Origin of the sequence: Mesorhizobium sp. M0062, assembly GCF_040323125.1 — a bacterium.
Lineage (GTDB): Bacteria > Pseudomonadota > Alphaproteobacteria > Rhizobiales > Rhizobiaceae > Mesorhizobium.
This window is the reverse complement of sequence record NZ_JAMYUO010000008.1, coordinates 111,713-137,403: the sequence shown is the minus strand read 5'-3', so window position 1 is coordinate 137,403 and position 25,691 is coordinate 111,713. Positions and strand designations below refer to the sequence as shown.

Annotated in this window: 27 protein-coding genes and 2 pseudogenes; 19 read left to right on the top strand and 10 right to left on the bottom strand. The window is 59.1% G+C overall.

Annotation, left to right across the window (positions count from 1 at the left end; genetic code table 11):
* The first annotated feature begins 133 nt into the window (after positions 1 to 133).
* Entirely contained in the window at positions 134 to 2,776 is a 2,643-nt protein-coding gene (ligD, locus tag NKJ64_RS12545) for a DNA ligase D (protein WP_352462666.1), read from the top strand.
* A 95-nt stretch (positions 2,777 to 2,871) separates the two neighbouring features.
* On the opposite strand, the gene NKJ64_RS12540 is transcribed toward ligD, so the two are convergent.
* On the bottom strand, positions 2,872 to 3,639 hold the full coding sequence (locus tag NKJ64_RS12540) for an alpha/beta fold hydrolase (RefSeq protein WP_352462665.1): 768 nt from the start codon (positions 3,637 to 3,639) through the stop codon (positions 2,872 to 2,874).
* A gap of 182 nt (positions 3,640 to 3,821) precedes the next feature.
* Positions 3,822 to 4,292, bottom strand: a complete 471-nt coding sequence (locus NKJ64_RS12535; RefSeq protein WP_352462663.1) for a GFA family protein — start codon at positions 4,290 to 4,292, stop codon at positions 3,822 to 3,824.
* A 192-nt stretch (positions 4,293 to 4,484) separates the two neighbouring features.
* Between NKJ64_RS12535 and NKJ64_RS12530 the strand changes: the two genes are divergently transcribed.
* The 4 genes from NKJ64_RS12530 (at position 4,485) to NKJ64_RS12515 (ending at position 7,506) form a co-directional block, all read left to right on the top strand.
* Positions 4,485 to 4,709 (top strand): hypothetical protein, encoded by a 225-nt coding sequence (locus tag NKJ64_RS12530; protein WP_023681156.1) that lies wholly within the window; start codon positions 4,485 to 4,487, stop codon positions 4,707 to 4,709.
* A gap of 291 nt (positions 4,710 to 5,000) precedes the next feature.
* Entirely contained in the window at positions 5,001 to 6,494 is a 1,494-nt protein-coding gene (locus NKJ64_RS12525) for an alpha,alpha-trehalose-phosphate synthase (UDP-forming) (protein WP_352462661.1), read from the top strand.
* A gap of 244 nt (positions 6,495 to 6,738) precedes the next feature.
* Complete coding sequence (locus tag NKJ64_RS12520; protein WP_023681158.1) at positions 6,739 to 6,903, top strand: hypothetical protein; 165 nt, start codon at positions 6,739 to 6,741, stop codon at positions 6,901 to 6,903.
* Between the two features lie 339 nt (positions 6,904 to 7,242).
* Positions 7,243 to 7,506: a hypothetical protein gene (locus tag NKJ64_RS12515; protein ID WP_023681159.1), complete on the top strand. Its 264-nt coding sequence runs from the start codon at positions 7,243 to 7,245 to the stop codon at positions 7,504 to 7,506.
* 225 nt (positions 7,507 to 7,731) lie between these two features.
* On the opposite strand, the gene NKJ64_RS12510 is transcribed toward NKJ64_RS12515, so the two are convergent.
* Together NKJ64_RS12510 and NKJ64_RS12505 are read right to left on the bottom strand one after the other, a co-directional pair.
* Positions 7,732 to 8,022 (bottom strand): hypothetical protein, encoded by a 291-nt coding sequence (locus tag NKJ64_RS12510; protein WP_031197822.1) that lies wholly within the window; start codon positions 8,020 to 8,022, stop codon positions 7,732 to 7,734.
* Between the two features lie 2 nt (positions 8,023 to 8,024).
* Complete coding sequence (locus tag NKJ64_RS12505; protein ID WP_352462659.1) at positions 8,025 to 8,579, bottom strand: response regulator; 555 nt, start codon at positions 8,577 to 8,579, stop codon at positions 8,025 to 8,027.
* Between the two features lie 158 nt (positions 8,580 to 8,737).
* Here NKJ64_RS12505 and NKJ64_RS12500 point away from each other — a divergent pair, with 158 nt between their 5' ends.
* Complete coding sequence (locus NKJ64_RS12500; protein ID WP_023687842.1) at positions 8,738 to 11,845, top strand: CheR family methyltransferase; 3,108 nt, start codon at positions 8,738 to 8,740, stop codon at positions 11,843 to 11,845.
* Complete coding sequence (locus tag NKJ64_RS12495; RefSeq protein ID WP_023700039.1) at positions 11,842 to 12,258, top strand: response regulator; 417 nt, start codon at positions 11,842 to 11,844, stop codon at positions 12,256 to 12,258. The genes NKJ64_RS12500 and NKJ64_RS12495 overlap by 4 nt, the downstream gene beginning before the upstream one ends.
* 180 nt (positions 12,259 to 12,438) lie before the next feature.
* On the opposite strand, the gene NKJ64_RS12490 is transcribed toward NKJ64_RS12495, so the two are convergent.
* The 4 genes and pseudogenes from NKJ64_RS12490 to NKJ64_RS12475 all read right to left on the bottom strand — a co-directional run bounded on the left by NKJ64_RS12490 (position 12,439) and on the right by NKJ64_RS12475 (position 14,579).
* The gene (locus NKJ64_RS12490; protein ID WP_023687844.1) at positions 12,439 to 12,684 is read right to left on the bottom strand and encodes a hypothetical protein; all 246 of its coding nucleotides are present in this window, start codon (positions 12,682 to 12,684) and stop codon (positions 12,439 to 12,441) included.
* 90 nt (positions 12,685 to 12,774) lie between these two features.
* Positions 12,775 to 13,177: pseudogene (locus NKJ64_RS12485) on the bottom strand (SDR family NAD(P)-dependent oxidoreductase); the annotation flags it as partial.
* A gap of 265 nt (positions 13,178 to 13,442) precedes the next feature.
* Positions 13,443 to 13,744, bottom strand: a pseudogene (locus tag NKJ64_RS12480) (glutathione-dependent formaldehyde dehydrogenase); the annotation flags it as partial.
* Between the two features lie 37 nt (positions 13,745 to 13,781).
* Positions 13,782 to 14,579 (bottom strand): SDR family NAD(P)-dependent oxidoreductase, encoded by a 798-nt coding sequence (locus NKJ64_RS12475; RefSeq protein ID WP_023696321.1) that lies wholly within the window; start codon positions 14,577 to 14,579, stop codon positions 13,782 to 13,784.
* 517 nt (positions 14,580 to 15,096) lie between these two features.
* Between NKJ64_RS12475 and NKJ64_RS12470 the strand changes: the two genes are divergently transcribed.
* From NKJ64_RS12470 to NKJ64_RS12455, 4 genes are read left to right on the top strand one after another with little or no spacing between them, the layout of a single operon-like run.
* Entirely contained in the window at positions 15,097 to 15,558 is a 462-nt protein-coding gene (locus NKJ64_RS12470; protein WP_245264003.1) for a hypothetical protein, read from the top strand.
* On the top strand, positions 15,555 to 16,775 hold the full coding sequence (locus NKJ64_RS12465) for an NRAMP family divalent metal transporter (protein ID WP_023829153.1): 1,221 nt from the start codon (positions 15,555 to 15,557) through the stop codon (positions 16,773 to 16,775). The genes NKJ64_RS12470 and NKJ64_RS12465 overlap by 4 nt, the downstream gene beginning before the upstream one ends.
* Positions 16,772 to 17,134 carry a hypothetical protein gene (locus tag NKJ64_RS12460; protein WP_245260609.1) on the top strand — a complete coding sequence of 121 codons (363 nt, stop codon included), beginning with the start codon at positions 16,772 to 16,774 and terminating at the stop codon, positions 17,132 to 17,134. Before NKJ64_RS12465 ends, NKJ64_RS12460 begins: the two co-directional genes overlap by 4 nt.
* A gap of 2 nt (positions 17,135 to 17,136) precedes the next feature.
* Positions 17,137 to 17,469, top strand: coding sequence for a hypothetical protein (locus tag NKJ64_RS12455; protein ID WP_023736049.1), 333 nt, complete (start codon positions 17,137 to 17,139; stop codon positions 17,467 to 17,469).
* A gap of 79 nt (positions 17,470 to 17,548) precedes the next feature.
* On the opposite strand, the gene NKJ64_RS12450 is transcribed toward NKJ64_RS12455, so the two are convergent.
* Entirely contained in the window at positions 17,549 to 17,860 is a 312-nt protein-coding gene (locus tag NKJ64_RS12450) for a GNAT family N-acetyltransferase (RefSeq protein ID WP_352462657.1), read from the bottom strand.
* Between the two features lie 469 nt (positions 17,861 to 18,329).
* Between NKJ64_RS12450 and NKJ64_RS12445 the strand changes: the two genes are divergently transcribed.
* The 5 genes from NKJ64_RS12445 (at position 18,330) to NKJ64_RS12425 (ending at position 22,168) form a co-directional block, all read left to right on the top strand.
* On the top strand, positions 18,330 to 18,650 hold the full coding sequence (locus NKJ64_RS12445) for a hypothetical protein (RefSeq protein ID WP_031195797.1): 321 nt from the start codon (positions 18,330 to 18,332) through the stop codon (positions 18,648 to 18,650).
* Between the two features lie 635 nt (positions 18,651 to 19,285).
* Positions 19,286 to 19,696, top strand: coding sequence for a DUF427 domain-containing protein (locus tag NKJ64_RS12440; protein ID WP_023704637.1), 411 nt, complete (start codon positions 19,286 to 19,288; stop codon positions 19,694 to 19,696).
* A gap of 40 nt (positions 19,697 to 19,736) precedes the next feature.
* Positions 19,737 to 20,156: an HD domain-containing protein gene (locus NKJ64_RS12435; protein WP_023733187.1), complete on the top strand. Its 420-nt coding sequence runs from the start codon at positions 19,737 to 19,739 to the stop codon at positions 20,154 to 20,156.
* A gap of 330 nt (positions 20,157 to 20,486) precedes the next feature.
* Positions 20,487 to 20,993, top strand: coding sequence for a YciE/YciF ferroxidase family protein (locus NKJ64_RS12430; protein WP_023668075.1), 507 nt, complete (start codon positions 20,487 to 20,489; stop codon positions 20,991 to 20,993).
* Between the two features lie 128 nt (positions 20,994 to 21,121).
* Positions 21,122 to 22,168, top strand: a complete 1,047-nt coding sequence (locus tag NKJ64_RS12425) for an ATP-dependent DNA ligase (protein ID WP_023815880.1) — start codon at positions 21,122 to 21,124, stop codon at positions 22,166 to 22,168.
* Between the two features lie 654 nt (positions 22,169 to 22,822).
* On the opposite strand, the gene ku is transcribed toward NKJ64_RS12425, so the two are convergent.
* Complete coding sequence (gene ku, locus NKJ64_RS30500) at positions 22,823 to 23,650, bottom strand: non-homologous end joining protein Ku (RefSeq protein WP_023681176.1); 828 nt, start codon at positions 23,648 to 23,650, stop codon at positions 22,823 to 22,825.
* Between ku and NKJ64_RS30495 the strand changes: the two genes are divergently transcribed.
* The 3 genes from NKJ64_RS30495 to NKJ64_RS12410 all read left to right on the top strand — a co-directional run bounded on the left by NKJ64_RS30495 (position 23,549) and on the right by NKJ64_RS12410 (position 25,571).
* Positions 23,549 to 24,346 (top strand): DUF6894 family protein, encoded by a 798-nt coding sequence (locus tag NKJ64_RS30495; protein ID WP_502902863.1) that lies wholly within the window; start codon positions 23,549 to 23,551, stop codon positions 24,344 to 24,346. The two genes, ku and NKJ64_RS30495, sit on opposite strands and share 102 nt — an antisense overlap.
* A 23-nt stretch (positions 24,347 to 24,369) precedes the next feature.
* Complete coding sequence (locus tag NKJ64_RS12415) at positions 24,370 to 24,990, top strand: cysteine hydrolase family protein (protein ID WP_023687850.1); 621 nt, start codon at positions 24,370 to 24,372, stop codon at positions 24,988 to 24,990.
* Between the two features lie 449 nt (positions 24,991 to 25,439).
* Complete coding sequence (locus NKJ64_RS12410; RefSeq protein WP_280799881.1) at positions 25,440 to 25,571, top strand: hypothetical protein; 132 nt, start codon at positions 25,440 to 25,442, stop codon at positions 25,569 to 25,571.
* The last annotated feature ends 120 nt before the right edge of the window (positions 25,572 to 25,691 follow it).

The following is a 25,691-nucleotide window of genomic DNA, read 5'->3' as shown; positions in this document are numbered from 1 at the left end:
CGTGAAGGCCTCATTTGACGCCGATGCCACTCTGAAGCGGAAAGCAGCATCGGCGTCGTCTCGGCTATGAACCGAACCAAATCTCACCCACTGCGTTGAGTCCCGGCGTTGCGTCATTAGTCGGGGCACTTCCATGAAAACGGGCGAGCTTTCAACCTACCGGGCCAAAAGGGATTTCGCGAAGACGAAAGAGCCCAGCGGCGAAAGCTCGATTGCGGGTTCGAACCGACTCCGGTTCGTCATCCAAAAACACGCGGCCACGCGGCTGCACTATGATCTTCGCCTCGAGCTTGGCGGGGTCTTCAAATCATGGGCTGTGACCAAAGGTCCATCACTGGATCCTCACGACAAACGACTTGCCGTGGAGGTTGAGGATCACCCGCTGGAGTACGGCGACTTCGAAGGCACGATTCCCAAAGGACAATATGGTGGCGGCACGGTGCAGTTGTGGGATCGCGGATATTGGGAACCGGAAGGCGCCATGTCTCCCGAAAAGGCGTTGGAAAAAGGCGACCTGAAATTCACGCTGCAGGGCAAGCGCCTGCATGGAAGTTTCGTCCTAGTGCGCATGAAGCATGACCGCAATGGCGGGAAGCGGACCAACTGGCTGCTGATCAAACACCGCGACAAATACGCGACAGAGGGCAATGGCGATGCGGTGCTGGCTCAGGATCGATCCGTCGCCTCGGGTCGGAGCATGGAGAGGATTGCAGCGGGGAAGGGGGCAGGTCCGAAGCCGTTCATGATGAAAGGTTCATCGTTGGCCGATGCGGATGCCGTTTGGGACAGCAAGCGCGGCCATGCCGACAAGCGCGCCGCCAGGTCGGCAAAGCCTGCTCCGCGGCCGAAGCGAGCCGCTGGTGCCTCAGCGGCGAAGATGCCCGACTTCATCCCACCACAGCTTTGCGCAACGCTTTCCCGGCCGCCGGCCGGGACGAACTGGGTTCACGAAATCAAGTTTGACGGTTATCGCGTCCAGTTGCGCGTGGAAGACAAGGACATCGCCCTTAAGACCCGCAAGGGTCTTGACTGGACGGAGAAATTTGGCGCCATCGCAAAGGAGGCCGCCAGCCTCCCCAACGTCATCATCGACGGCGAAATCGTAGCGCTTGACGAGAACGGCGCGCCCGATTTTGCCGCACTGCAGGCGGCGCTGTCGGAGCGCCGGACGAAGGACCTGATCTACTTTGCTTTTGACCTGCTCTTCGCAAATGGCGTCGATCTGCGAAAGATGCCTCTCTCACAACGGAAGGAACGTCTGAGCGAGATGCTCGGCGAAGTCGATCGCGGCGCGCAAAATCTCATCCGCTATGTCGAGCACTTCAGCAATGGCGGCGACGCGGTGCTGCGTTCTGCCTGTCGCCTGTCGCTTGAGGGGATTGTCTCCAAAAAGGCCGATGCGACCTATGTTTCGGGGAGGACCGACACCTGGGCAAAATCGAAATGCCGCGCCGGGCATGAGGTGGTCATCGGCGGCTGGTCGACGACCAACGGCAAATTCCGGTCATTGCTCGTCGGCGTCAATCGCGGTGAACATTTCGCCTATATCGGCCGTGTGGGGACCGGATTCAGCGAGGCAAAGGTCAAGCAGCTGATGCCCAGGCTGCAGGAGATGAAAGCCGCGACGTCGCCGTTTACCGGCGATGGCGCACCGAAAAGGAATTCAACCGTCTTCTGGACGAAGCCGGAATTGGTCGCGGAAATCGAGTTCGCCGGCTGGACCGGGGGTGGCAATATCCGGCAGGCCGCCTTCAAAGGCCTGCGTGAAGACAAGCCCGCAAAAGACGTCGAGGCCGAGCGTCCAGCTGATCCTCAAGAGACGCCGATTGCCGACCCTGCCAAGGTGACTGGCAAGACAGGAAGAAGCCCGGTTGTCATGGGCGTCATCATTTCCAAGCCGGACAAGCCGCTTTGGCCGAATGCCGGCGACGGTCAGCCCGTCGACAAGCTCGATCTTGCAGAATATTTCGAGACCGTTGGCCCCTGGATGATCAGACATATCAAAGGTCGTCCCTGTTCACTCGTGCGCGCGCCGGATGGCTACGCCGGCGAGCAGTTTTTCCAGCGCCACGCAATGCCAGGCACATCCAATCTGCTGGAACTGGTAAAAGTCTTCGGCGATCACAAACCGTATCTGCAAATCGACCGCGTCGAGGGTCTGGCCGCGATCGCCCAGATAGGCGGCCTTGAGCTTCACCCCTGGAATTGCCAGCCGGGTCATCCCGAAATACCTGGCCGACTTGTCTTCGACCTTGACCCCGGTCCGGAAGTCCCTTTTGCGAAGGTGGTCGCGGCAGCCAAGGAAATGCGCGATCGTCTCGAAGATCTGGGCTTGGTGAGCTTCTGCAAAACGACGGGCGGCAAAGGCTTGCATGTCGTGACGCCATTGACGGCCCAACGCAGCAAGACGACATGGGCCGAGGCCAAGGCCTTCGCAAAGGCCGTCTGCATGCAGATGGCGGCAGACAGCCCCGATCTCTACCTCGTCAACATGGCCAAGAAGCTGCGGACATCCCGGATTTTTCTCGACTATCTCAGGAATGATCGCATGGCGACAGCCGTCGCCCCTCTCTCCCCTCGCGCCAGGGAAGGCGCGACTGTATCCATGCCGCTGACATGGGGTCAGGTGAAGGCGGATCTCGATCCGACAAAATACACCGTTCGCACGGTCCCGGGCCACCTGGAAAAGACCGTCGCCTGGGCCGACTACGACGATGGCGAACGGTCGATCAGCAGTGCCATCAAACGGATTGGTTCAGCAAAGCTCGCCGCATGACGACTTCGGTTCGCGCAAGAACGCCATGACGGCTGCGGCTACCGCGTCGGCTGCTTCTTCGACCATATGATGTCCGCAATCGATCGGTTGGCCCTTTAGTTCGGTGGTCCAGGGTCGCCAAACATCGAGCACGTTGCCGTAGAGTGCCCCAAGATCATCGCGGGCGGACCAGAGCGCCAAGGTCGGGCACGCGACCCGGCGACCAGCTTTCCTGTCGTCGGCATCGTGCAATTGGTCGATGGCCAGACCTGCCCGATAGTCTTCAAGCATGCCGTGAACAACATTCGGATCGTGGATTGCGTCCTTGTAGTCGATATAGGCCTCAGCCCCCATGGACTCGGCTGAGCCGCCATACCATGCGTCAGGATCGGCCATGATTGCGCGTTCGGGCTTGTCCGGCTGTGCGAAAAGAACCAATGCCACCAGAGCTTCGCAAAGCGGGCGTCGCAGCGTTCGAGGGCTTCCAGGATAGGGACGCTGTCCATGACGATCAGATGGCTGATCGCCGACGGGTGATCCATGGCTGTTCGGAACGCTGTGTAGCTGCCGCGGTCATGGCCTGCGATGGCAAACCGGCGAAAGCCGAGATGTCCCATGAGAGCAATGCAGTCCCTGGCCTTGGCACGCTTGGAGGATCCAGCATGGTCCACGGCGTCCGCCGGTACCGAGGACTGGCCAAAGCCCCTCAGATCGGGGCAGACAACTGTGTGGTCGGCGGCGAGAAGTGGGGCTACCCGGTGCCAGGTAACGTGCGTCCGAGGATGGCCATGCAGCAAAAGAAGCGGCGGGCCTGAACCTCCATACCTGACTCGCAGTGAGGACTCGGGCAGATCCACGGTCTCTAGCTTGAATCCTTCAAACATCCGCTTCTTTGTCGTCAGACTGTGAAAACAAGTCCCGCATGTCCATCTTCAACCCACGCCGGTGAAATTGGTTTCGGGCATTTGTCCGTTTGGAGATCTCTCTCATTCCAATGGTTCGGCCGCCGTTCCGCCAGCCCTGGCGCTGGCTTGCAGGTACGAGGCCCGAGATCCAGCCTCCTGCCTCACCGGTCTCTGGGATTGCCCAGGGCGGGGTCGCGCGCTCGGGTGTAGCCCTCGACGCGAGGCAAACGGTCATCCATCCTGATAAACGGCAATCGCATTTCCCAATAGGCCTGGGCTTGGGGATGGAACTTCTCGGGCGCGTCCATGAATCCGATCGAGATGTAGAACTCATTTGGCAAGCCTTCATCGGTGTACCCAATCGAGGTGCCACATTGCGAACAGAAGGAGCGCACGACGCCCCTGGTTTTCGAAAATGTTTTTGGTTTGGAGCCGAGCCAATCGACCTGATCTGGACGATAGCCAATCCAGATCGTCAGTGGGCTGCCGATCGCTCGTCGGCAGTCATCGTCGTGGTCGAAACAAATCCAAAAGGGATCGCCACTGAATTCAGCTGTGATGGCTCCGCAAAAGCAATGCCCTCGATCAATCCGGGCCGGTTTTCTGATCGTCGTTCGGGGTTTGTCGTCCATGGTAATCTTCCGGCCAGCGTGGTGGCGTAACGCCGCGGACGGCAAGCAGTTCCTTTGGACGTCACAGAGCCGCAGATGCGCGCAACCGGCGGGCTGCTGGTCAATATCATTTGAGGCAGATCAGGCCTTAATTTGTTGGGAACATTTTTTCAGGTCCGCACTTTGTTCGCCGTCTGACCAAAGGAGGCGACCTTGAAAACACGACGCGTCGACAGGGAAAAGATCGAGAGGGCGGATCGAGAAGCCAAGTTGCTGTTGGAAGCGGAGCGGCATGCCAGGGAAGCCAAGACGGCGCGGCTTAGAGAACAGCGACAGTTGTTGGAGGCATCGATAGCGCAGACCCCGCCCGCGCCCGTAGCCGCAAAGCAGCCGCCCCGCCAACGAAAGCCGACGCGCAAGGTAATCGAGGTGGACTGACGGTTTGGTCAGTTGGGGCTTTTGCCAAGGTGGGGAGTTGATATGACAGGGCAGGGGATCCGGCAGCATGAATACCAAAGCGGTAAGTCCGGCCGTCGCCAAAGCGGCTGCTCGGCGTGCTGGATCGGGGTCTCATCACCGGTGCGTCCGACGACGATCCTGCGAGAGCCGCTGAAAAAGGCGCCGAGCGGGCCGAGAATGTGATCCAGCGAGTCCGGCTGGACACTTACGTCGGGAACAATCGCACGCGCGGACCGTTCCCCAAGCGATCTTCACGCTCAGGATTTGCTCTTGTTGCAGCGACCGGATGAAATTTTCAACGAGGCCTCGCAAACGGTTGGTGATCCCCTTGAGCGCGACGCCTTAGGTGGGGAGGCTGAGCTAACTGGCGATCGCGCCATCCCGCGTCGTCTGGTTGTCGTCTCGAACAGGCTGGGGAACATTCGCGATCTGTCGCAAGCCGGCGGACTTGCTGTAGGCATCGGGGATGCGTTGGCCGAGCGTGGAGGCCTGTGGCTAGGAGCAAGCGCCGAGTATCAGGACTACGCCGCGAGCGACGAACCGCTAATCCGCTTGGAACGCGTGGGAAAGATCGAGACGGCTGCGCTTACCCTGCCGTATGAGGAGTATTCGCTCTATTACAATGGCTATGCCAACAGCACGCTGTGGCCGCTTTTTCATTACCGACTCGACCTGGTGAACCACCGGGCAGAGTTTCTACACGCCTACCGGCAGATCAATGCGCGGTTCGCGAAGGCGCTCGCAGGACTGCTGTCGGGCAACGACGACTTGGTGTGGGTTCACGACTACCACCTTATCCCCTTGGCCGCCCAGTTGCGGCGGCTGGGAGTCCGGAATCGGATCGGTTTCTTTCTTCACATACCCTTCCCGCCGCCTGACCTGTTTGTAGCCACGCCCGACCATGAAGAACTCATCGATGATCTGCTTCAGTATGACGTCGTGGGATTCCAGACCGAAACGGACGTGGGGAATTTCCGGCGCTCAGTGCAGGCGGCCAACTCCATTACTTTTGATATCAATGGTTCGGCTGAGATGAACGGCCGCACGGTGTTATCGAGGTGTTTTCCGATAGGCATCGACGTCGATTCAATCGCACGCATGGCCAATGAGGCGGCGGAGGATGTGCAGATTGATTCCATGCGCCGCCAGATTCTGGGCCTCAAGCAAATCATCGGCGTCGATCGGCTGGACTACTCCAAGGGTCTCCCCGGCCGCATGCAGGCTTTCGCGCGTCTTTTGGAAAAGCATCCGGAACACGAGCGGGCGGCAACATATTTGCAGATTGCGTCGCCGACGCGCGAGGAGGTCAGCGCCTATGCCGACATCCGGGCCCAGCTTGAGGCAACCGCCGGCGCGGTCAACGGAAGATACGCGGATTTGGCTTGGACCCCGATCCGCTACATCCACCGTGCCGTATCACGCTCTCGGCTTGCTGGCCTGTTGCGCGCTAGCCAGGTCGGATTGGTCACGCCCCTGCGTGACGGAATGAACCTCGTCGCCAAGGAATACATAGCCGCGCAGGACGAAGCCGATCCCGGAGTGCTGGTATTGTCGCGTTTTGCGGGTGCGGCCGAAGAACTTGCCGAATCCTTGATCGTGAACCCGTATGCGGTCGACGAGGTTGCTGACGCGATCGCAAAAGCGCTCGCGATGCCGCTTGAGGAAAGAATTGCAAGGCATAGTGCACTGCTCAAGCGCATCACGCGCAATGACGCAGCAGAATGGCGGCGGTCATTTCTCGCCACGCTCGCGGGCGAGAACTAGCGCCTGGCATCGATGCCTGAATCCGTCCGTGTGTCACGCGTCCCACGCGGCCATAGCCCGGCCATAACCCGGCTGGCCGGAGCAGTTCGAAAGGCCTTGAAGCTGATCATGTATCTTGTCGTCCGCATCAAAACTTTTCGCTCATTGACGGAAGCGCGATAGCCCGCCTCAATCGGTGGACTATCGAAGGCTCCAGGGAACACACCGCCGGTCCGGTCGTTTGGGCTCTGATAGGAGATCTGCGATGACAAAGAACCCCACGCGAAAGGACAGAGATCTCTCTGAACAAGAGGCAATCAAGTTGGCCGAAGCCACCGACGTGTCACCCGGGCAGGCCAAAGAGCTTGCAGCCGAGCACGGCAAAGACGGCGCCAAGAAGGAAGCAAGAAATTACAAGGCGGAGGGCTGACTATGGCGGCCAGTGGATCCGCAAACGACAGAGACGCACGAGCCACCCTCTACGCACAAGGCGTAATGGAAGCCGAGCGCAAGGCGCGGGAAGAGAAAACGGCGCGATTGCGCAAAGCCCGTTTGGCGCACGAGGCGATCAATCCGCCTGCACCCGAGCGGAAACCGGCAGTGCCGAAAGCCCCAAAGCGGGCCGCCAAACCAGGCAGCCGAAAAGCTGGAGAAGATTAGCTTCAGCTTCTTCGGCTGTGCCGGCGGCACGCGTCGGGGAAGAGCAGACCGTGCGGTCGATCTGCACGATAAATTTGTACCTCGTCGAATGACACAAAGGAGTCCAGTGATGACGGAGCATGTGTCCCGGAAGGAAGAACAGCGTGGCACCCGAAATGTACTCGGGTGGGGCGTCGTCATTGCGGCTGTGATCTTCGTCGCCCTGCTAGCCTTCTTTGTGTTCATACCCCTTTCAGGCGGATCGTGGCAGACATCGCCAGTAAAGCGCACCCCGGAACAGAACCAAGGCGGTAATGCCCCCGCTGAGACATCACCCGCGCCCGGCGTTAAAAAGAACCCGCAAGAAAATACCGAGATGCCAGGGCAGCAGTGATCGACCTTGGGCTGCGACCCAAGTTGGCCCTGATCTTCCTGGTCGTCTCATCGGCGTCATGATGGGATCAGGGCCTTCTGGGCGCAGGAACCGCTGAGCTATTGAGACTGGGGTTTCGCCCACATCGAGCGCAGAAAGATTACCGCAGCAGCATCGGTCTGGCGAACGAGGCGATGACGCCATCGTGGAACTCGAGGCAAATCAAGATGCCTAGCTGCAGGCCGTTCAGTTGGGATTTTTCAGCTGCTTTGACAACAGCAGTTGCTGCTGCAGCTCAAGGGCGAGCTTCAACAGCCGTTCAGGTGTTTCCTCTTCCGCGATTTCGTCGAGCAGCGCTGCGAGTGCGTCGCCTTCAACAGGATCGCGGAATGAGTCAGGTTTGGTTTGCGGAGGTTTGGCCACGAGGATTTCTAGCAGGAATGCGGCCGTATTTGCAAGACGAAGCGAAGCGCTCTTGGGGAGGGGTACCGTAGCGGGGGCGGTCGACAGGGCGGCCTGCGGCAAACTATCGGACAATCTTAATTCATGATGCCAGACCTGTCGTTGCGGAGCACCTCCTCCATGAGTGTATTGAGCCATTCGCTCAAGGGAAGGTCACGCCGCGTCGACAACCGCTCCTCCAGCGCCGCCTTCAATGTGCGTTCCACGAGGCGATCGGCCGCCTGTGGGTCGCCCAGCAGCAGCCGCGCGGACAGCCTCAGTTTTGGAAGAGCGCGGAAAACATTGTCTTCACCAAGCGCTGTTGATTGCGCGGCGAGGATCCCGGCAACCGTCCTGAACCCGGCCGGCTTGGAGAGGTTTTGGGTGTACCGGAACCGCTCCGGTAGGGTGATCTGATCGTTTCCGGAGAAGAATACGAACGGGATGCCTCTGTCCGTCAGCTCATCGGCGAGGGGAAAAACAGTCTCACCGTTAAGATCGATGTCCAGCACCGCCCCGTCCGCTGAATCGATATATCGTCGAGCCCGGCTGACTGACGACACCGGCCCCAAAACGGTCGCCCCACAATCGCTGAAATAAGAGGCAAGTTCGCTTGCCAGCAAGAATTCGTCCTCGACGAGCAGAATTCGCATGCCTAATAACATAGCAGCCCTCCGGGCTTTAAACGGCGGTCGCGTCCATCGGTTCCGTGGCTATCGGCGGTGCGGGATGGGAATTCGACCAGGAACGGTTTACACATTGGATCGAAATCAGCGCTGCCGCGTTGCATTTCACTGAAGCAGGACAATTGATGCAAAAGCTGCCGAGGTTCCCCATAGTCGGTATTGGCGCCTCTGCGGGCGGCATTGCCGCCATGGAGGGATTTTTTCGCGGGATGCCGTCTTCGAGCGGGATGGCGTTCGTGATCGTCACGCATCTCAGCCCGGAACGGGAAAGTCTGCTGCACGAAGTGATTGCGCTTTACACCGGAATTCCGGTTCGTGTCGCTGAAGATGCAATGGATATCCATCCTGACACCGTCTATGTGATGCCGCACAACGCGATCCTCACCATCGAAAATTCCAGCCTAAAGCTGCGCCAACCGAATTCGGTGTCCAGGGAGCGCAAGCCCATCGATATCTTTTTCAGCGCGCTGGCCGAGGATCAGGGCGAATACGCCGTCGGCGTCGTCCTGTCGGGCGGCGATTCCGACGGTACGTTGGGCATCAAGGCAATCAAGGAGCATGGCGGCCTGACGCTGGCGCAACTCTCCGACGAGTCGGGTCCGAGCAATCCCGACATGCCGCGCAGCGCGATCAGTTCCGGTCTGATCGATATCGCCATCCCGGCCGATGAGATGGGTGCGAAACTCATGGAATTTGCCCACAGCTTTGAACTGCTCGACGAGCTTGAAGCTGACGATGGCAAGGCCAGTGCTTTGAAACTCCGCAAGGGCCAGGAAGAAATCTACGCGATCCTGCGCAGCCATTCGGGACATGATTTCTCGGGCTACAAGGCCAAGACGTTCTTGCGCCGCGTCAGGCGACGCATGCAAATAACACAGAACACCGCGATCGATGCCTATATAGAGTTGCTTCGTTCAAATGCGGAGGAAGTGCGGTCGCTGTTTCGCGACCTGCTGATCAACGTGACAAATTTCTTCCGCGATACGGACGCTTTCAAGACCCTGGAAGAAACCGTCATCCCCAAACTTTTCGAAGGCAAGGACGCCAACGATACGATCCGCGTCTGGGTGCCCGGCTGCGCAACCGGCGAGGAAGTCTTCTCGATCGGAATGCTGATGCGCGAGCATATGGATACACTTTCGGCTGTGCCGCGCATCCAGATTTTCGCCACGGACATCGATGACGCGGCGTTGGGCATCGCACGTTCGGCGCGCTATCCGGAGTCATTGCTTGCGGGCGTTTCGCCTGAACGTCGCGAACGCTTCTTCAGCAATGACGGCACAAGTTTCATCTTGAGCAAGAGCGTACGTGATCTCTGCATCTTCTCGGCGCACAGCGTCATCCGCGATCCACCCTTCTCGCGCATGGACATGGTGTCGTGCCGGAACCTGCTGATCTATTTCGGCCCCGATGTGCAAAAGCAGGTTATTCCGACCTTCCATTATTCGCTGAAGCCCGGCGGCTATCTGTTCCTTGGCACCTCCGAGAGCATAAGCCAGCATGCCGATCTGTTTGCACCGGTCGACAAGAAACAACGGATATTCAAGGCACGAGAACATACGGCGCCGCCGCGGCTGCCGATCTTGTTGAATGCTGCGCCTGCAAGCAACTTTTCCAGCGCCAATGACACTCATGCCCGCCGCGGCTTATCTTATTCCCTAAGGCAAACCGTTGAAGCCCATGTTCTCGAACGCTACGCTCCGGCCCATGTCGTCATCAATGGTGATGGAGATGTCGTCTATTACTCGGTCAGAACCGGCAAATATCTCGAGCCGCCGCAAGGGGTGCCGAGCAGACAATTGCTCACAATGGCACGCAGCGGCCTGCGTCTGGAACTGCGCGGCGCTTTGCGGGAAGCGGCCGAAGGCCGGCGCACGGTTGTGCGCGAAGCGATAGCCATTGAAGAAGATGAAGATCGGGTCCAGTTCGTCACATTGACGATCGAGCCCTTGGTTGATCGCGGCAGCGGCGAGCCGCTGTTTCTCGTCCTGTTCGAACCGGTGGGCCAGCCGCAGCCGCGGCTGGAGGCTCTAAAGGTTCGTCAGCCATCCGGGATTGCTGATTTCGAGCGCGAACTCCGCGATACGCGCGAGCGCCTGCAATCGACGATCGAAGAATATGAGACCGCATTGGAGGAGTTGAAATCTTCCAATGAGGAACTCGTCTCGGTCAACGAAGAAGCCCAGTCCTCCAATGAGGAGCTTGAGGCCTCCAAGGAAGAAATGCAGTCCCTCAATGAGGAATTGAACACCATCAATGCCGAACTGGTTTCCAAGATCGAGGATCTCGATCGGGCCAACAGCGATCTGAAGAACCTGTTCGAGAGCACACAGATCGCGACTGTTTTTCTCGATACCAAGCTGGTTATCCGCAGCTTCACGCCGGCGGCGTCTTCGTTCTTCAATTTGCTGCCGACCGACATCGGAAGACCGCTTACCGATCTTGCCAGCCGGCTCGATTATCCGCACCTGCGCGACCATATCGCGCAGGTTTTCAGGGCCGGCGAGATGATCGAGCACCAGCTACCGCGCGATAGCGACGGCATCCACTATCTCGTGCGGCTGATCCCCTACCGCGACAGCGTGCGGAAAATCCAAGGTGTGGTGGTGACCTTTGTCGATGTGACGACCATGGCTGAAGCCGAAGCCCACCAGCGGGTATTGATCTCGGAACTCAATCATCGGGTCAAGAACATGCTGGCCGTTACGGTCAGCATTGCCAGTCAGACCCTGAAAAATGCTCCCTCTTCGGAGGCTTTCGCCGAAGCGCTCATCGGTCGCCTGCGCGCCATGGCGCGGGCCTACGGAGTGCTCTCGCGCGAAAGCTGGAAAGAGGTCTCGGTAGAGGAAATCGTGCGGCAGGAAGTCGAGCCGTTCGGGCTGGAACGCATCAACACCACAGGCGAGGACATTCGGCTCAAGCCTCAGCAGGGCCTGTCGCTTGGCATGGTGATCCATGAACTTGCCACGAATGCTGGAAAATATGGCGCCTTGTCCGTGCCAAACGGCGTGGTGTCCGTGACTTGGTCGGCGTCGGATCACGGTTTTCAGCTCGAATGGTTAGAAAGCGGCGGTCCCGCTGTCACTCCACCTGAGAAGACGGGATTTGGTCTTTCGCTGGTAAAAGGCGAAATTGAGTATCGGCTTGGCGGAAATTTTGAAACATCTTTCGGTTCCGATGGTTTGAGCTTGCGGATTGAGTTTCCGTTTGATCATCGGGAGAGCGAAACGTGACTGCATCTCGTATCCTTGTCGTCGAAGATGAATGGCTGGTCGCGGAGGAGCACCGCGCAATCCTGGAAGAGGCCGGCTTCGCCATCGCCGGGCCAGTGCCGTCCGTTGCTCGCGCGAAAAAGCTGATCGAGAGTGAAGTCATATCTGCTGCGGTCCTGGACATTGGTCTCGGCGGCGAGACCAGCGCTGCCCTTGTCCCTCTTCTAGCGCAACGCGGAATTCCGTTTGTTTTCGTCAGTGGGTACACGGCATCCGACATCCCGCAAGATTTGCGTCATCACAAGATGCTGTCAAAACCCGTGTGGGCTGCCGCGCTGGTCGAGGCCGTGCGAAATATGCTCGGTGTTCAACCGACAGCTTTGGCAAGACACCAGGACAGCGGAACGGTGCCAACCCAACGAGAAGCCCGATAACTGCACAAAGACACTGGTTTTTCACCAGAGATGCGACGACATTCGGGTCCAGGCCCGAGACGGCGTCGCCGGCAGGTGCCTGCGATCCGGCCGGCACGATTGACATGCTCCCGGTCTGGCGTATTCCAGCGCTGGGCGAAACTTGGCGACCGCGCGACGATTGGTCAGGCGATGAGCCTATCAAACAACGGGCAGTTCGCCCTCGGTTTGCCTCGCGTCGAATAGGACGCCAAGGCCGTAAGTGACGGCGCCAGCGGCAATCATCTCTGCCAACGCTGCGCTCGACACCGGGCAATGCGGCATGACTGCCTTGATCGCGAGTTCGGCATTCGCGATCGACACGAAATCGTGCCGTCGCTTACGGGTCTCCAGATATTGTTCGATCAACATCTGCAGTCGCCTTCTTTCTATTTCATCGCCAGCCATTGGTTCCTCCTGTAGACAGTCTGAAAGCCCACCACGCCTAAGGAGCGGTGGGCTTGGCGGCCCTTTTTGAGGACCGTGGACTCTAGTGAGGCGGGCAGCGTTGCTGACCAGGATGTCGAGACCGCCGAGGGGCGTTGCTGCTTCATCGGCCAGCTTTCTGCAAAAGGCCTCATTGCGGATATCGCCGGCAAGCCTTTTGACCTGCCGCTTTTATTAGGTCCACCAGTTCGTCGGCGTCTTCCTGTTCTTCGGGGAGGTAGCCGAAAGCAACGTCCGCACGCTCGCGCGCGAATGCAATCGCCGCCGCACGACCAATACCGGAATCGCCGCCGGTTATCAGCGCTTTGCGGCCGGCAAGCCTGCCTGATCCTTTGTAGGTCGTTTCGCCGTGGTCCGGGCGCGGCACCATCTTGCTGGCCAAACCCGGCCACTTCTGTTCCTGTGGCTTGAAAGACGGCTGGTGATATTGCGTCACCGGATTCTGTTTGAGCATCGGGCTCGCAGGGCCTGCTTTAGCAGGCACTGTTCCCGTATCGGCTGACGCCGTGGAAGCATAAGCGGCGAGAATTCCTCCCGCCATGCTTCCGACGACAAGTCTACGCGCTGCGTCTGGTACATTGTCATGCTGGTCATGGTTCATCATGGGCTCGCTTTGACGGCAGGTGACCATTACGGAAGTGGCACCTAACCGGCCGTCGACGCGAATGTTCCCTTGTGATTGCAGTGAGGTGTGGGTCGCCTTGCCCGTCTCGGCCGTGAGGCCGCATCACCACTTTGACACAACCTCCTGATTGTCGCGGAACGTCTTGTAGAGATCCGGCCCTGCTTTCAGATCGGTCCGGTGGGTAATCACAAGGAGCGATCGATTGCGCCGTTCTGGACCATGGCCAATAAAGGTTCCAGGTAGCGTTGCGTATGGGTCTGGCCCATCCGGAAAGCTGGTCCCTTATTCATTGCCGCCAAACGGGATGTGATCGACCAGACCAACATAGACGCCGGGAACCGAGATGGTGCCGCCCCTGCGGCAGCGATAGATTGCCTCGCGCAGCACATGCGGCCTTGGGAATGCCAGCCCTTTTGATGACGCGAATATTGGCTCAGTCGCTGGACGCCGACCCCGGCTCGGCCATCCTACGGTGCTGTTCGGCCAAGGTGCCTGCCGGCGTGACATGCGCGGCGGCGACCTGCAGCTTGTTTTTCCAACCGCTGACGACCTGTTCATCACCGGCCATCATCGCCTCGTAACCCGTCTTGGCGACATCGGCCGGATTGTCCTTTTCATCGGAGCCGACCTTGGTATCCATCATTTCAGCGCGCTCGAAGAATCGCGTCTGCGTGGGGCCGGGCATCAGCACGGTGACCGTCACGCCGCTATCTTTCAGCTCATGGCGGAGCGCGATCGAGAAGGAATCGATGAACGCCTTCGTGCCGTTGTAGACGGCCTGGAATGTTCCGGGCATGAAGCCGGCGATCGACCCGGTGAACAGGATGCGTCCGCGACCTCGCCGGGCCATCTTGGCGCCGAGTTCATGCGCCAGATAGACCGTTCCGGTGACATTGGTGTCGATGATCCGGCGGACTTTTCGCCAGTCCTGGTCGACGAAGCCGTTGCCGAGCCCGCGTCCCGCATTGAGAAACAACAGGTCGATATCGCGATCGCCGATCTGGGAGATCAACCGATCGGCGCCCTCGACGGTCGCCAGATCGGCCTCAATGGCTTCGACCGTTACATTGTGGGTCTCAAGTGCCTCTGCCGCCTGCCGGATAGCCGGCTCGTCGGCGGCGATGATCAGGTCGTAACCGTCTTTAGCGCACAGCTTTGCGAGTTCCCTTCCGATGCCACTCGAGGCGCCGGTCACCACAGCGAGTTTGGCGTCCGTCATCATATCCTCCATCTTCGTGCCATCGGAACCACGAGCGGGCACAATTGTTCCGCGGCGTTTGGGCTGGATTGATCGTGCGCTGTCATGACGGTCAGGCGACGGTCGTCGTCGCGGTCCTTGCGCGCATTCATAGAGAGCCGTTGCGACAAAAACCGTTCTACGCCATGAGAACTCGCGATGGCCTACCTTCAAAAAAAGGCCCCCCGAACGCATGGATTGAGTACTCAGAACGGATCAGTTGAAGTTGGAACAAGTGGCCCAGTTGGAAGTTCGAACCGTGCAGCGTTGTTGCCCTCCCATGTTGATGCTGCGCGATCGGGTCATCCCCTCAGCCCGATCTGCCCGCGCTTCTCCGCGCCAAAGAGAAGCGCGGGCCCCCCTCTTTTAACGGCTGTCCGGGATGGAGCGTTTTGTTACGTTGGACTAGCCGACCTCACAGGCTCGTCGTCGGTTTCGTTTGACGAGCTCTCCGAGCGCTCTAGATCATTGATGCCGGACGCAGTTGGTTCGGGCAGGGGAGGAAATCCGCGTGGCGCATCCAACGCGCGCTGTACCTCATAACGACCGTCATTTTCCGGTTGGCTGGCTGTGCTTGCTTCTGATGCTAGCCGGGTTGGCCGGATGCTCGTCTTCCAATCAGGTGGCGCAGCAATCACGAACAGCGGCCTCCGCGGCACAGACCGTATCGATGGTACTGGATGCCTGGGTGGAGGGAGCGGCACCGTCCGCCTATGCCACGGCCGCACTGCACTCGGTCGGAAAAACGCTGGCCGATGTCGAGGCGCAAATTCGATCGGCCGAGACCGCTGAACTAGCCGAGCGAGCAGGACTGACGGCAGCAGTCAACAGTTTGTCGGTGGCGGTGGCGCATGCCGAGGCGGGATTGCGGGTGAACAATCGCACTGAGGTGAAAAGCGCACAACAGGATCTTCGGGCGGCCATGCGCTCGCTCGCCGCCGCTTACACCAGCGCTTTCGGACCAAAGCCGTGAAGAAGCTTCTGGAAATATCGCTTGGCGTCGTCACCAGTGTCGGAGGTTTCCTCGAAGTCGGGTCGATGGCTACGGCGGCGCAGGCGGGTGCCGCCTTCGGATTCCAGCTAATCTGGGCCATAGTTCTCGGCACCATATGCATCATCTTTTTGGTTGAAATGGCCGGTCGGTTCGCCGCGATTAGCCATCACACGATCTCAGAGGGCATTCGTGAAAGATTTGGGTTCAACGTCTTCCTATGGCCGTTGCTCGTCGTCCTTCTCGTCAATTTCATGGTGCTGTCCGCTGAGATCGGCGGTGTGGCCATCGCACTCGAACTTGCCACCGGCATAGGCTTCCAGTGGTGGGCACTGCCGGTGGCGTTGCTGGCATGGTTGCTGCTGTGGAAAGGCACGTTTGGCTTTATCGAGAAAGGCGTTTCGGTCCTCGGCCTCGTGACGCTGTGCTTCGTGGTTGGTGCGGTGATGTTAAAGCCCGACTGGACAGCGGTCGCTGGCAGCGCCGTGCCTTCGCTGCCGGCTCACGATGCCATCAATTACTGGTTCATGGCGGCCAGCATTCTCGGCGCCTCGATATCGCCTTATCTTTTCATGTTTTATTCCTCGGGAGCTATCGAGGACAAGTGGGATGAAAGCCACCTTGGGGCCAATCGTGCCATCGCCGGGCTGGGCATGACCTTCGGTGGGACCATTTCGATCGGCGTGTTGATCGTCGCTGCTCTCGTTCTCGCGACGCACGGCATCGACCAGGTGGACGACTATCACCAACTGCCGTTGATGCTGATCCCTATATTCGGCTTCTGGGGGTTCGTTCTATTCGTTGCCTCGCTAGCCATTGCCTGTTTCGGCGCCGCACTCGAAGTCGGGTTGCAACAGGCATATCTGGTGGCACAGGGCTTTGGCTGGACGTGGGGCGAGGATCGCAAGCCGCGCGATGATCCGGGCTTCAGTGCCGTCTATACGGCATCATTGTTTTTGGCCGCCATTCCGATCATGCTTGGCCTCGACCCACTGAGGCTGACCATCTTTTCCATGGCGGTAACAGCGGCAAGCCTTCCGCTGACGGTAGTTCCATTTCTCTTCCTGCTGAATGACGAACGCTATGTCGGCGAACATCGCAACGGCATCATTTCGAATGCCGCCGTTGTCTTCATTATCGCGCTTGCCTTCGTGCTCGCCGTGGTGACGATTCCGCTGCAGATATTCGGAGGCACATGATGGAATTGATGCGTGATCTCCTGGACAAGCAGGTGTTCGACCGCCGGCGGGTCAAGATCGGCAAGGTCGACGGAGTGGTGGCCGAGTTGCGGCGGGGCAAACCACCAAGGATTGTCGCGATAGAACTCGGCTCCATCACTTTGGCGCGCCGCCTTGGCGCGCGGCCCGGGGAATGGATGGCGCAACTGGCGACGAGGGTGGGTGGCAAACGCCACGCCGTGCCACACAGGATTGCGTGGAAAAAGGTGCAGGACAACGGGCTCGACATCGAATGTGACATCGAGGTGGGCGAGACGTCGATTTTCGCCTGGCAGGACTGGTTGCGCGATCATGTCATCGGGCGCATCCCAGGAGCGTGATGATGAGGACAGTCAACCTCGAACATCTTGCCGGGCGACGCGTGCTCTCGCAGCGCGGAAAGAGCATCGGTCACATCGAAGAGATTCTCGCCGAACAGCGTGGCGACGAGCTCGTCGTTACTGAATTCCACGTTGGCATCTACGCCGCGTTCGAGCGTCTGTCGGCCTCGACCATCGGCATCGCGATGCTCGACCTGCTTCGGCTGCGCCGCCGCGACGGCCTGTACCGCATTCCCTGGGATAAACTCGATATCTCCGATCCGGCGCGACCGCGGCTGCTATGCCCGATGACCGAGCTTCCTGGATGGAAAGGGCAAAAGGACCTTCGGGAGTAGATGGCTACGGCTGGGAGGGCTAAGGCGCCGGCGTTTGGCCGGCGAACAGCCGTTCGTGCAGATGGCGCCTCCGCAAAGATCACTGCAGGTTCTTGCGAAGGAAGATGCGGGCGTGTCCTGGAAAAACGAATTCGACCTTGCCGAATTCCTCAAACCCATGATGCCGGTAAAATTGAGGCGCCTGGAAACTGCTCGTCTCGACGACGGCTCTCTTGCATCCACGCCTAACGGCTTCCTCCTCGATCGCCATAAGAAGCTGTGATCCATAGGATCGGCCACGCAATTTTTCAGGCAAGAAGAACATGTCGAGAAACAGGAGCCCCAGTTCCGTTCTGCCCCAAATTCCACCCCAGATCTTTCCGGAGGGGTCGGTAAGCTCCGCGCCGATCACTGCCCGGTCATCGATTCCGGTTTGTTCGATGTTGTGTCGATAGAGCGCAGCGGCCGCCTGCGTTCGTCCATCCCCGTTGTGAGCCAGAGCGATTGTAAATCCTTCGGATCAAGCCGGCATGCGTTCTGCTCCTGCGTCGGAATGGTCTTGAGATTCAACCGTCAGATTAACATCAAGGCGGCCGGTTCGCTCGCAGCTCTGATCGCCGCCGCTTCTGTTGTAACCCGTCTTGCCCACATTCCGCATCGCGATCCGCGTCGGATGCATGCAGCCGCGCCCAACATATCGCTTTGGTGTTGAACAAAGCCCATCCTGCCCTTGTCAGGTCTCATCACAATTCGTGCGCCGTCAAGAGTGTCCACCTCGACGAAGGCTGCTGCGGATCACAATCCATTACGCCGGGAACAATGAGAAAAACCTGTCGTTGGGAAAGCGATCGCAATTCGGCGATTCAAACACGGAGACTCCAATGTTGAAGAAAATTCTAGCCGCGTCGGTGCTAACTATTGCCTTGGCCGGTTCCGCCCTGGCGCAGACAAATGGAACGGGTGCTGGCGGCACGGCTGGCACGGGTAATGGAACTGGTACTGGAACTGTTGGCAGCGGCGGCGCCGCTGGCAATGGCACTGGCAGCGGGAATGCGGCCGTGCCAACCGATCCGAATTCCACAAACTCGACTACAAAATCGAACGGCATGACCGACCGTTGCAAGGACGCCGCAGGCAATGACATCGATAACAACACTGCAAGTGGCGCAACGACCTCGACCGTGCAAAATTGCAACAAGTAGCCGATGGACCTAGCGGCTTCGGCCGCCCGAAGGCCCGCCATCAAGACAATGGCGGGCCTCCGAATACGTGCCTCGCGTGCTGCCTGGATACATAGGAGCACATGTGTCCAAAGAGACCCGGCGGGCCAAACTCGATCGCTTAGCCGCCTCGATTCCGAAGCACGAATTCGAATTCCTAATGAAGATTGCAAAGCTAAGCCGTCATGACCTACTTGGCCTGATCGCTAAACACGATGGCGGCAGGGACAAGGTCTATAGGGACCTTGCGGCCCACTTGGCAGCAACTGAGGCCGCCCCGGAGCCCGTACATGAGGCGGCAGCTGACGACGGCCAAACAGCTGGAGCATCTCCAGCCACGAACTCGCCCGCCGGCAAGTGGCGGCGAAGATCATTTCGGTGCCAGCCCTGACGCTCCACGGAAGCGACGACCGTGTCGTCCTTCCAAAATCTTCGAATGGGTTGGACGTGCATTTTACCGCGCCTTACTGACGAGTACTGCTGGATACGGCAGGCGGTAGGCGCTTTAAGGCCGGCTGCCATTCAGCTTCATCGGACATGCCGGAACCTGAAGCGCCGCCGCGCATTTCGTCTCCAGGCATGACCGATCTTGCGGTAATCGCCAGGGAGAAATTCAGATGCAAACTTCAGGCGCAACTTCACAGCAAAACCTTGGCCGATTGGCCATAGAACCGTTTTCCGGCACGGTGACGGTGCGGTTTTCCGACGCCATCGTCGCAGCTACGGAGCGGGCGAAGGTCCTGCGTGAAGACGGGCACGAGCCCGTTTTCTATATCCCGTTCGAGGACATCTATTTCGATCTTTTCGAAAAGACCGACACCACCACCCGGTGCCCGCTCAAAGGCACCGCAAGCTACTGGCGTGTCCACGCCGTCGGCAGTTCTTCCGATGATTTCATGTGGGCCTACGAAACGCCCGATGCGGCTGCTCTGGCTATTGCAGGTCACGGCGCTTTCGATCCGGAAAAGGCCCGTATCGATGTCGATCCTGCCGAGGACAAGCGACACACGCCACATATCGTCGAATAGGTTTCATCAGGCAGAGACAATCACGGTAACGACAGGCGCGATGAGCATTTTCTACCAGGCGGCAAAGATTGCGGAGGAGGTTCACGCGTCTCAGCGTGATAAGACCGGGCGGCCCTACATCGAGCATTGCCGCCGTATCGTCGACGCCGTCGAGACAATCGATCAGAAGACTGTTGCCTACCTTCATGACGTTCTGGAGAAAGGCGAAGGCTGGACCCGCGCCAAGCTCGAAGAAGCAGGCTTCGGACCGACAATTGCCGCGGCGGTCGATGCCATGTCGCGCAGGCCGGATGAGGAGTATTTCGCCTTTGTCCGGCGGGCTGCGTCGAACCCAGTGGCGCTCCCCGTAAAACGCGCCGATCTGGAGGACAACATCTGGCAGTCGAGGCAGGTCGGAGCGTCGGCGGCCAAATATGAAGAGGGCCTTCGCATGCTTGACCAAGAGTTCTCCCGACAATAGTGCGCGCCCGACGCTGGCATTGCATCTGCCGAGGCAGCCATCGCCTGCGAGAGCTTGCGGCGCACAGCACGTTTCGGCTCTCCTGGCCGTCAGTTTTTCCGCGCCGGCGTGCGCCTGAGGGTCCTCGCTGGACCATGGAACGTGTGATCGGGTCAAAGCTCCTCCGGAGATGGACCGCAGCGTCTCCAAAAGGAGTAACGGCCGGCTCGGAATCAGGAACTCCTCCAGCACCGGTGCGTTGACCAGCAAGCCGGGACGAGTTCCCGGCCTCCGCGGGTGGCGGGCAAGCCGCCGCCGAACCCGAACTTCTGCACAATGAAAGGTAAGGCCATGGGCTTCTTTTCGAAGGACATCAAGACACTCGACGATCTCTTCGTGCACACGCTGCGCGACATCTATTACGCCGAAAAGCAGATCGAGAAAGCGCTGCCGAAGATGATCGGCAAGGCAACCGATCCGCAATTGAAGGCCGGATTCGAAAAACACCTCGAGCAGACCAAAGGCCATATCGAGCGCGTCGAACAGGTGTTCGAATTGCATGGCGTCAAGGCCAAGGAGGTCAACTGCCCGGCGATAGACGGCATTCTGGAGGAAGCCGACGATGTGAGCGGCGACGTCGACGACAAGGAGGTTCTAGACGCGGCGCTGATAGCGTCGGCGCAGGCGGTCGAACACTATGAGATGACCAGATATGGCACGCTCATCGCCTGGGCCAAGCAGCTTGGCCGCAGTGACTGCGCCAACGTATTGGCCAAGAACCTGAAAGAAGAGCAGGCGACCGATCGCAAGCTCACCGAAATGGCGGAAAGCAAGATCAACATGCAGGCTGCCGAGTAGACCGTCCCAGGTCATGATGAGATTGGTTGAAATCTCATCATGACCTAACCCTGTTGGAGCATGATTTTTTCCAAAGCCGGCACCAGTGCTGCGTTGAGTCGATCTCCATCGTTGTCCACGGAACTTTCATGACGGGCGAATCTGCCATCTCTCGCGATCTGCCGACGAGTGTAAAATCGTCTTTCGGCGTGGCGTTGAGCACGGCGCCGATGGAAGCAAAGGCTGCCGACACGTTGCCGGCCGATGCTGGCCGATGGCAATACGAACCCAAATGGGACGGGTTCCGCTGCCTGGCCTTTAAATCCGGCGCGGCCGTGGAGTTGCGTGCAAAATCCGGCAAGCCGTTAGGGCGGTATTTCCCGGAAGTCGTCGCGATGTTGCATGAACTGAAAACAAAAGAGTTCGTGGTCGATGGTGAGATCGTCATCGAAATTGCAGGCTCTCTTTCTTTCGACGCCTTGCAGATGCGGCTGCATCCGGCGGAAAGCAGGATCCGGAAACTGTCGGTCGCGACGCCGGCAAAGCTGATCCTCTTTGACATGTTGGCGACCTCCGAGGGCGCCTTGATGCAGCAGCCGCTCTCGGTTCGGCGCGCTGCACTCGAACTGTTCGTAAAGTCGGCCGCGCGAAAGGATCTCGAACTGTCTCGGGCGACGCGTGATTTGGCGGCGGCAGGCAGATGGCTTGGCCAATCCGGACAAGGTTCGACCGACGGGGTCGTTGCCAAGCTTCTCGATGACGAATATCGACCCGGCGAGCGCGCCATGGTCAAAGTCAAGCGCCTGCGCACGGCCGATTGTGTCGTCGGAGGGTTCCGCTACCTGGCGAATTCGCGTGAAGTCGGCTCCCTGTTGCTTGGCCTGTACAATGACCAGGGGCAACTCGACCATGTCGGGTTCACTTCGACGATCGCCCGGGAGGACAGGGCCAAGCTTACGCGACAACTTGAAGCTTTGCGATCGGCTCCTGGCTTCACGGGAAAAGCGCCGGGCGGTCCCAGTCGGTGGAGCACGGAAAGAAGCGGACAATGGGAGCCATTGCGGCCCGAACTGGTGGCGGAGGTGCGGTTCGATCATGTCACCGGCGATCGTTTCCGTCATGGCACCAAATTTCTGCGATGGCGTCCTGACAAAAGCCCGAAGCAATGCACGTTCGAACAGATACTTGGAAAATGAGGCTTGGCGAGGCGTCGACAGGTCCACACCATCGAGACCAAATCCGTCAAGCATTCGGCGCAGCCAAATCCAGTCGCATTTCACTGGCGATCTTGAACCCGGCGGCGAGATAAACGCCTTTGCAGGAGGATGCCGGACCAAACTCGTTGTTCAGTCTGTCACCACGCCTCGCTTTGGCGGATCACGGTTCTCGTCCGGATTAGGAACTGGCACTTCGTCGGGAAGAAGATCCGGCTCAGGCTCGCGTATGTCCGGCGTCCACGTCGGCGCATCCACTGGCGGCTCTTCGGTTGGCTCTGGTTTGGGGGGCACATCTATTCTCCGGGTTTCGCTTGGGCGTGGGGTTCGGCCCGCCACAGGTCGCGCGTCGCCGCGTCTGGAGGCGAAAGGGTCTTTTCACACCCCATGTATTTTTACCGATGGCCAGCGGTCCTGGGGCTTGTCGGCGCCCGATCAGAGTCCTGCGTTCCGGCTCCTTTGAGCGCAATGTTGGCATCCGCTGCCTCTGGCTCTTTGAGGACTGCCCTGTCGACGTTCTTGATCTCGGCCATAAGGCATCGTCCTTGGTGGCCAACGGGCAACCGCGAGAATTGTTCCGAGCTATTAAGGGCGGCTGGAGCTGCTGTGCGGACCTTCTGGCTGGGCAGTTATCAACTATGCTGTCTTGCGTTTCGGTGAGGCTCTCTTTGTGGATCTCGCCAGCCCTTCCTGTTTGAGGCTCTTCTTCAGCACCTCAGCGAGGTTGATGACATTCTCCTGTGGCCTTGGTGCGGGCTTCGGCAGCTTCTTGCCTTTGCGCTTTGCATCGATCATGGCGATCAGCGCGTCTTCATAGGTGTCTTCAAATTTCGAGGGATCGAAGGTCGTCACTTTTTTGTCAATAAGCATGCCGGCGATTTCGAGCAGATCGGGGTCGTATTTCTGCTTGGCCAATCCATCGAACACAGTGCTTTCCGAAACCATTTCGTTGTGGTTGCGAAGCTCGGTCATCACCATGCCCTTGCCATAGGGCTGAATCAGCACTTCGCGGCCGCGCTGGTAGAGCACCACGCAGGATCGAGCGGCCACGCCCTTGTTCTTCATGGCATCGCGGATCACTCCGTATGCTTCGATTGCGGCGCCGTCGGCCGGGATCAGATAGTAGGGCTTCTCGAGATAGCGCGTATCGATATCGTCAATCGATACGAATTCGCCGACTTCGAGCGTGTGCTTCGACGTCAGCTTCAACGCCTTTATGTCGTCAGGTTCGATCTGGAGAAATTCGTCTTTTTCGATCTCGAAACCCTTCACCTGATCCGCTGCATCCACCAGCTTTCCGGTCTCCTCGTCGGCGTAGACGCTCCTGACCGGCAGACCGTCCTTGCGGTTCAAAATCTTGAAATGGATCTTGGATGCTTCGCTGGTTGCGCCGACAATCTTCACGCCGCAAGTAACCGAACCAACCTTCAAGAAGCCCTTCCAGGCAGCACGTGGCGCGGCCATTTTGCGCTTATCCCGTTTCCAGCTAGGGCAACGCGTTTCCGTTCGAATTGTTCCTGCGGCGGGGGCTCGGTGCACGTCAATGTCCGGCGGGGAAGTCCTGTCGGTCTCGACAGCCGGGCCGGCGCCTGCATCCGCAGGAACCGAAAGCGCACCATGAACATTGTCAGACACAGGCAGGAGAGTGTCATGCAAGTCGTTCGGACCGAAGTGGTGAATGCCAGGGCGCCAGACGGGCAGTCGGTTCGCCGGGTGATATTTTGCGGCGAGGGCGGCGACTGCGTTACGGTGGACATGGCAAACGTCGGGATACATGCTGAAGATGACGTGCTTGCCCGCGCAAAGGCAATCCTGGTCCAGACAGCGACCTTTGATCTCGCAGCCAATGAATATGACGCGAGCAGCAACGGCAATTTCGACCAGGTCGAGATAACCTCTGCAAGCGACGGCGCCGGCGACGTATATGTCTTTGAGTATCGCGATGGCGAAACCAGCCGACGCATACCGCCGTCGAGGATGGCGAGCCTTGAGGCGGCCCGGTCCGAAGCTATCCGCTGCGCAATCGATCTTCTCGCCGACCTGCAGCCTGGCACGGACGCTCTGTCCGGCTGGCTCGTGAGGGTATCCAACGAAAACGGTGAATTGCTTTACACTGTTGATGTGGCTGAGGCCGATGCAGCGCGGCAGGCAGGCCAGTAACCCAAACCCGACGGAATCCACCAGTGGCCGCCCAAGGATTGATTCACGGACCAATAGGCGACGATGGCCTGCATCTGTGCGTCGACATGCAGCGCCTGTTTGCGCCGGGTGGACCTTGGCCCGTGCCGTGGGCTGAAAAGGTGGTCCCGGCGATCGAAGAACTGGTCGCCAGACATGCCAGCCGTACCCTGTTCACGCGCTTCATTCCTGCCGCCCGCCCGGGCGAGGCGCCGGGAATGTGGGCAAACTACTATCGTCGGTGGGCGGAGGTAACCCTTTCCAACATCGATCCGCGCCTGATCGAGCTGATGCCTCAACTTGCACGATTCGTGCCGCCGGCGACGGTGGTCGACAAACATGTCTATTCGCCCTGGACCGAGGGGCGGCTCGACGCGCTGCTGAGTGGCTCCGGCGTGCGTGCGCTCGTGATCACCGGTGGCGAAACCGACGTTTGCGTTCTCGCGACCGTGCTTGGCGCCATCGATCGTGGCTTTCGCGTCATTCTCGTCACCGATGCCATCTGCAGCTCTGCCGACCAGACCCATGACGCACTGATGGAAGTCTACCATTCCCGCTTCAGTGAGCAGATTGAGGCGGCCAGCATGGCGGAGGTGTTGGAGTGTTGGCCACAACTCACTCGCTGATCTGGGGGGCTTCAAGTGAAAGGGCCGACAATCGTCATTCTGGTCGGGCGGACTGTTTCAGTTGGCGGACGGCACTACAGTGAACCGGAAAACGTATATTAACGGCACGATTGCCTGATCTGCTCGCTCGCGTGAATCAGTGTCTGGAAGCGTACAAAGCCTTGCAGAGCTATCGACAGCGCGGCCAACCGTCATAGAATGGACAGGATACAGCGCCGAAGACTCGATGCCGGCATCTAGCAATCTTTGCGAGACATCCGGCGCCTCTGCCGTCGGCCTTCCGCTGGGAGGGTGATTTGCTGAAAAGCGAAGTCATTGACCTTGAAACCTAGTCGCTGGCAATCGCGCTGACGACATTGTGTCGACGGCGTTTGCGGTCGATGGAATCCGCGCAAGTTTCCTGAGTGTCGCTGCGACGACGAGGAATTGTCGGGCTTATGGTCCATGCCATGTCCGGCAAGAAAATTGCCGTGAGCTTCGACCACCGGGTGGCTGCCTCGCCTTCCGAGTTGCGCAACGCAATTCATGCCTCTCTGGCAATGGCAAACGGCTATGACGTGTCGTCGGCTGAAGCACGATAAATCCACAACCGCATCATGAAAATCCGGCGTTCAAACCAAGGCGCAACCGTCGGCCTGGAATTCACGGCACGATGGAACAAAATTGAAGATGCCGCGTTTGGGGTCTTGCGGCGCGATCCA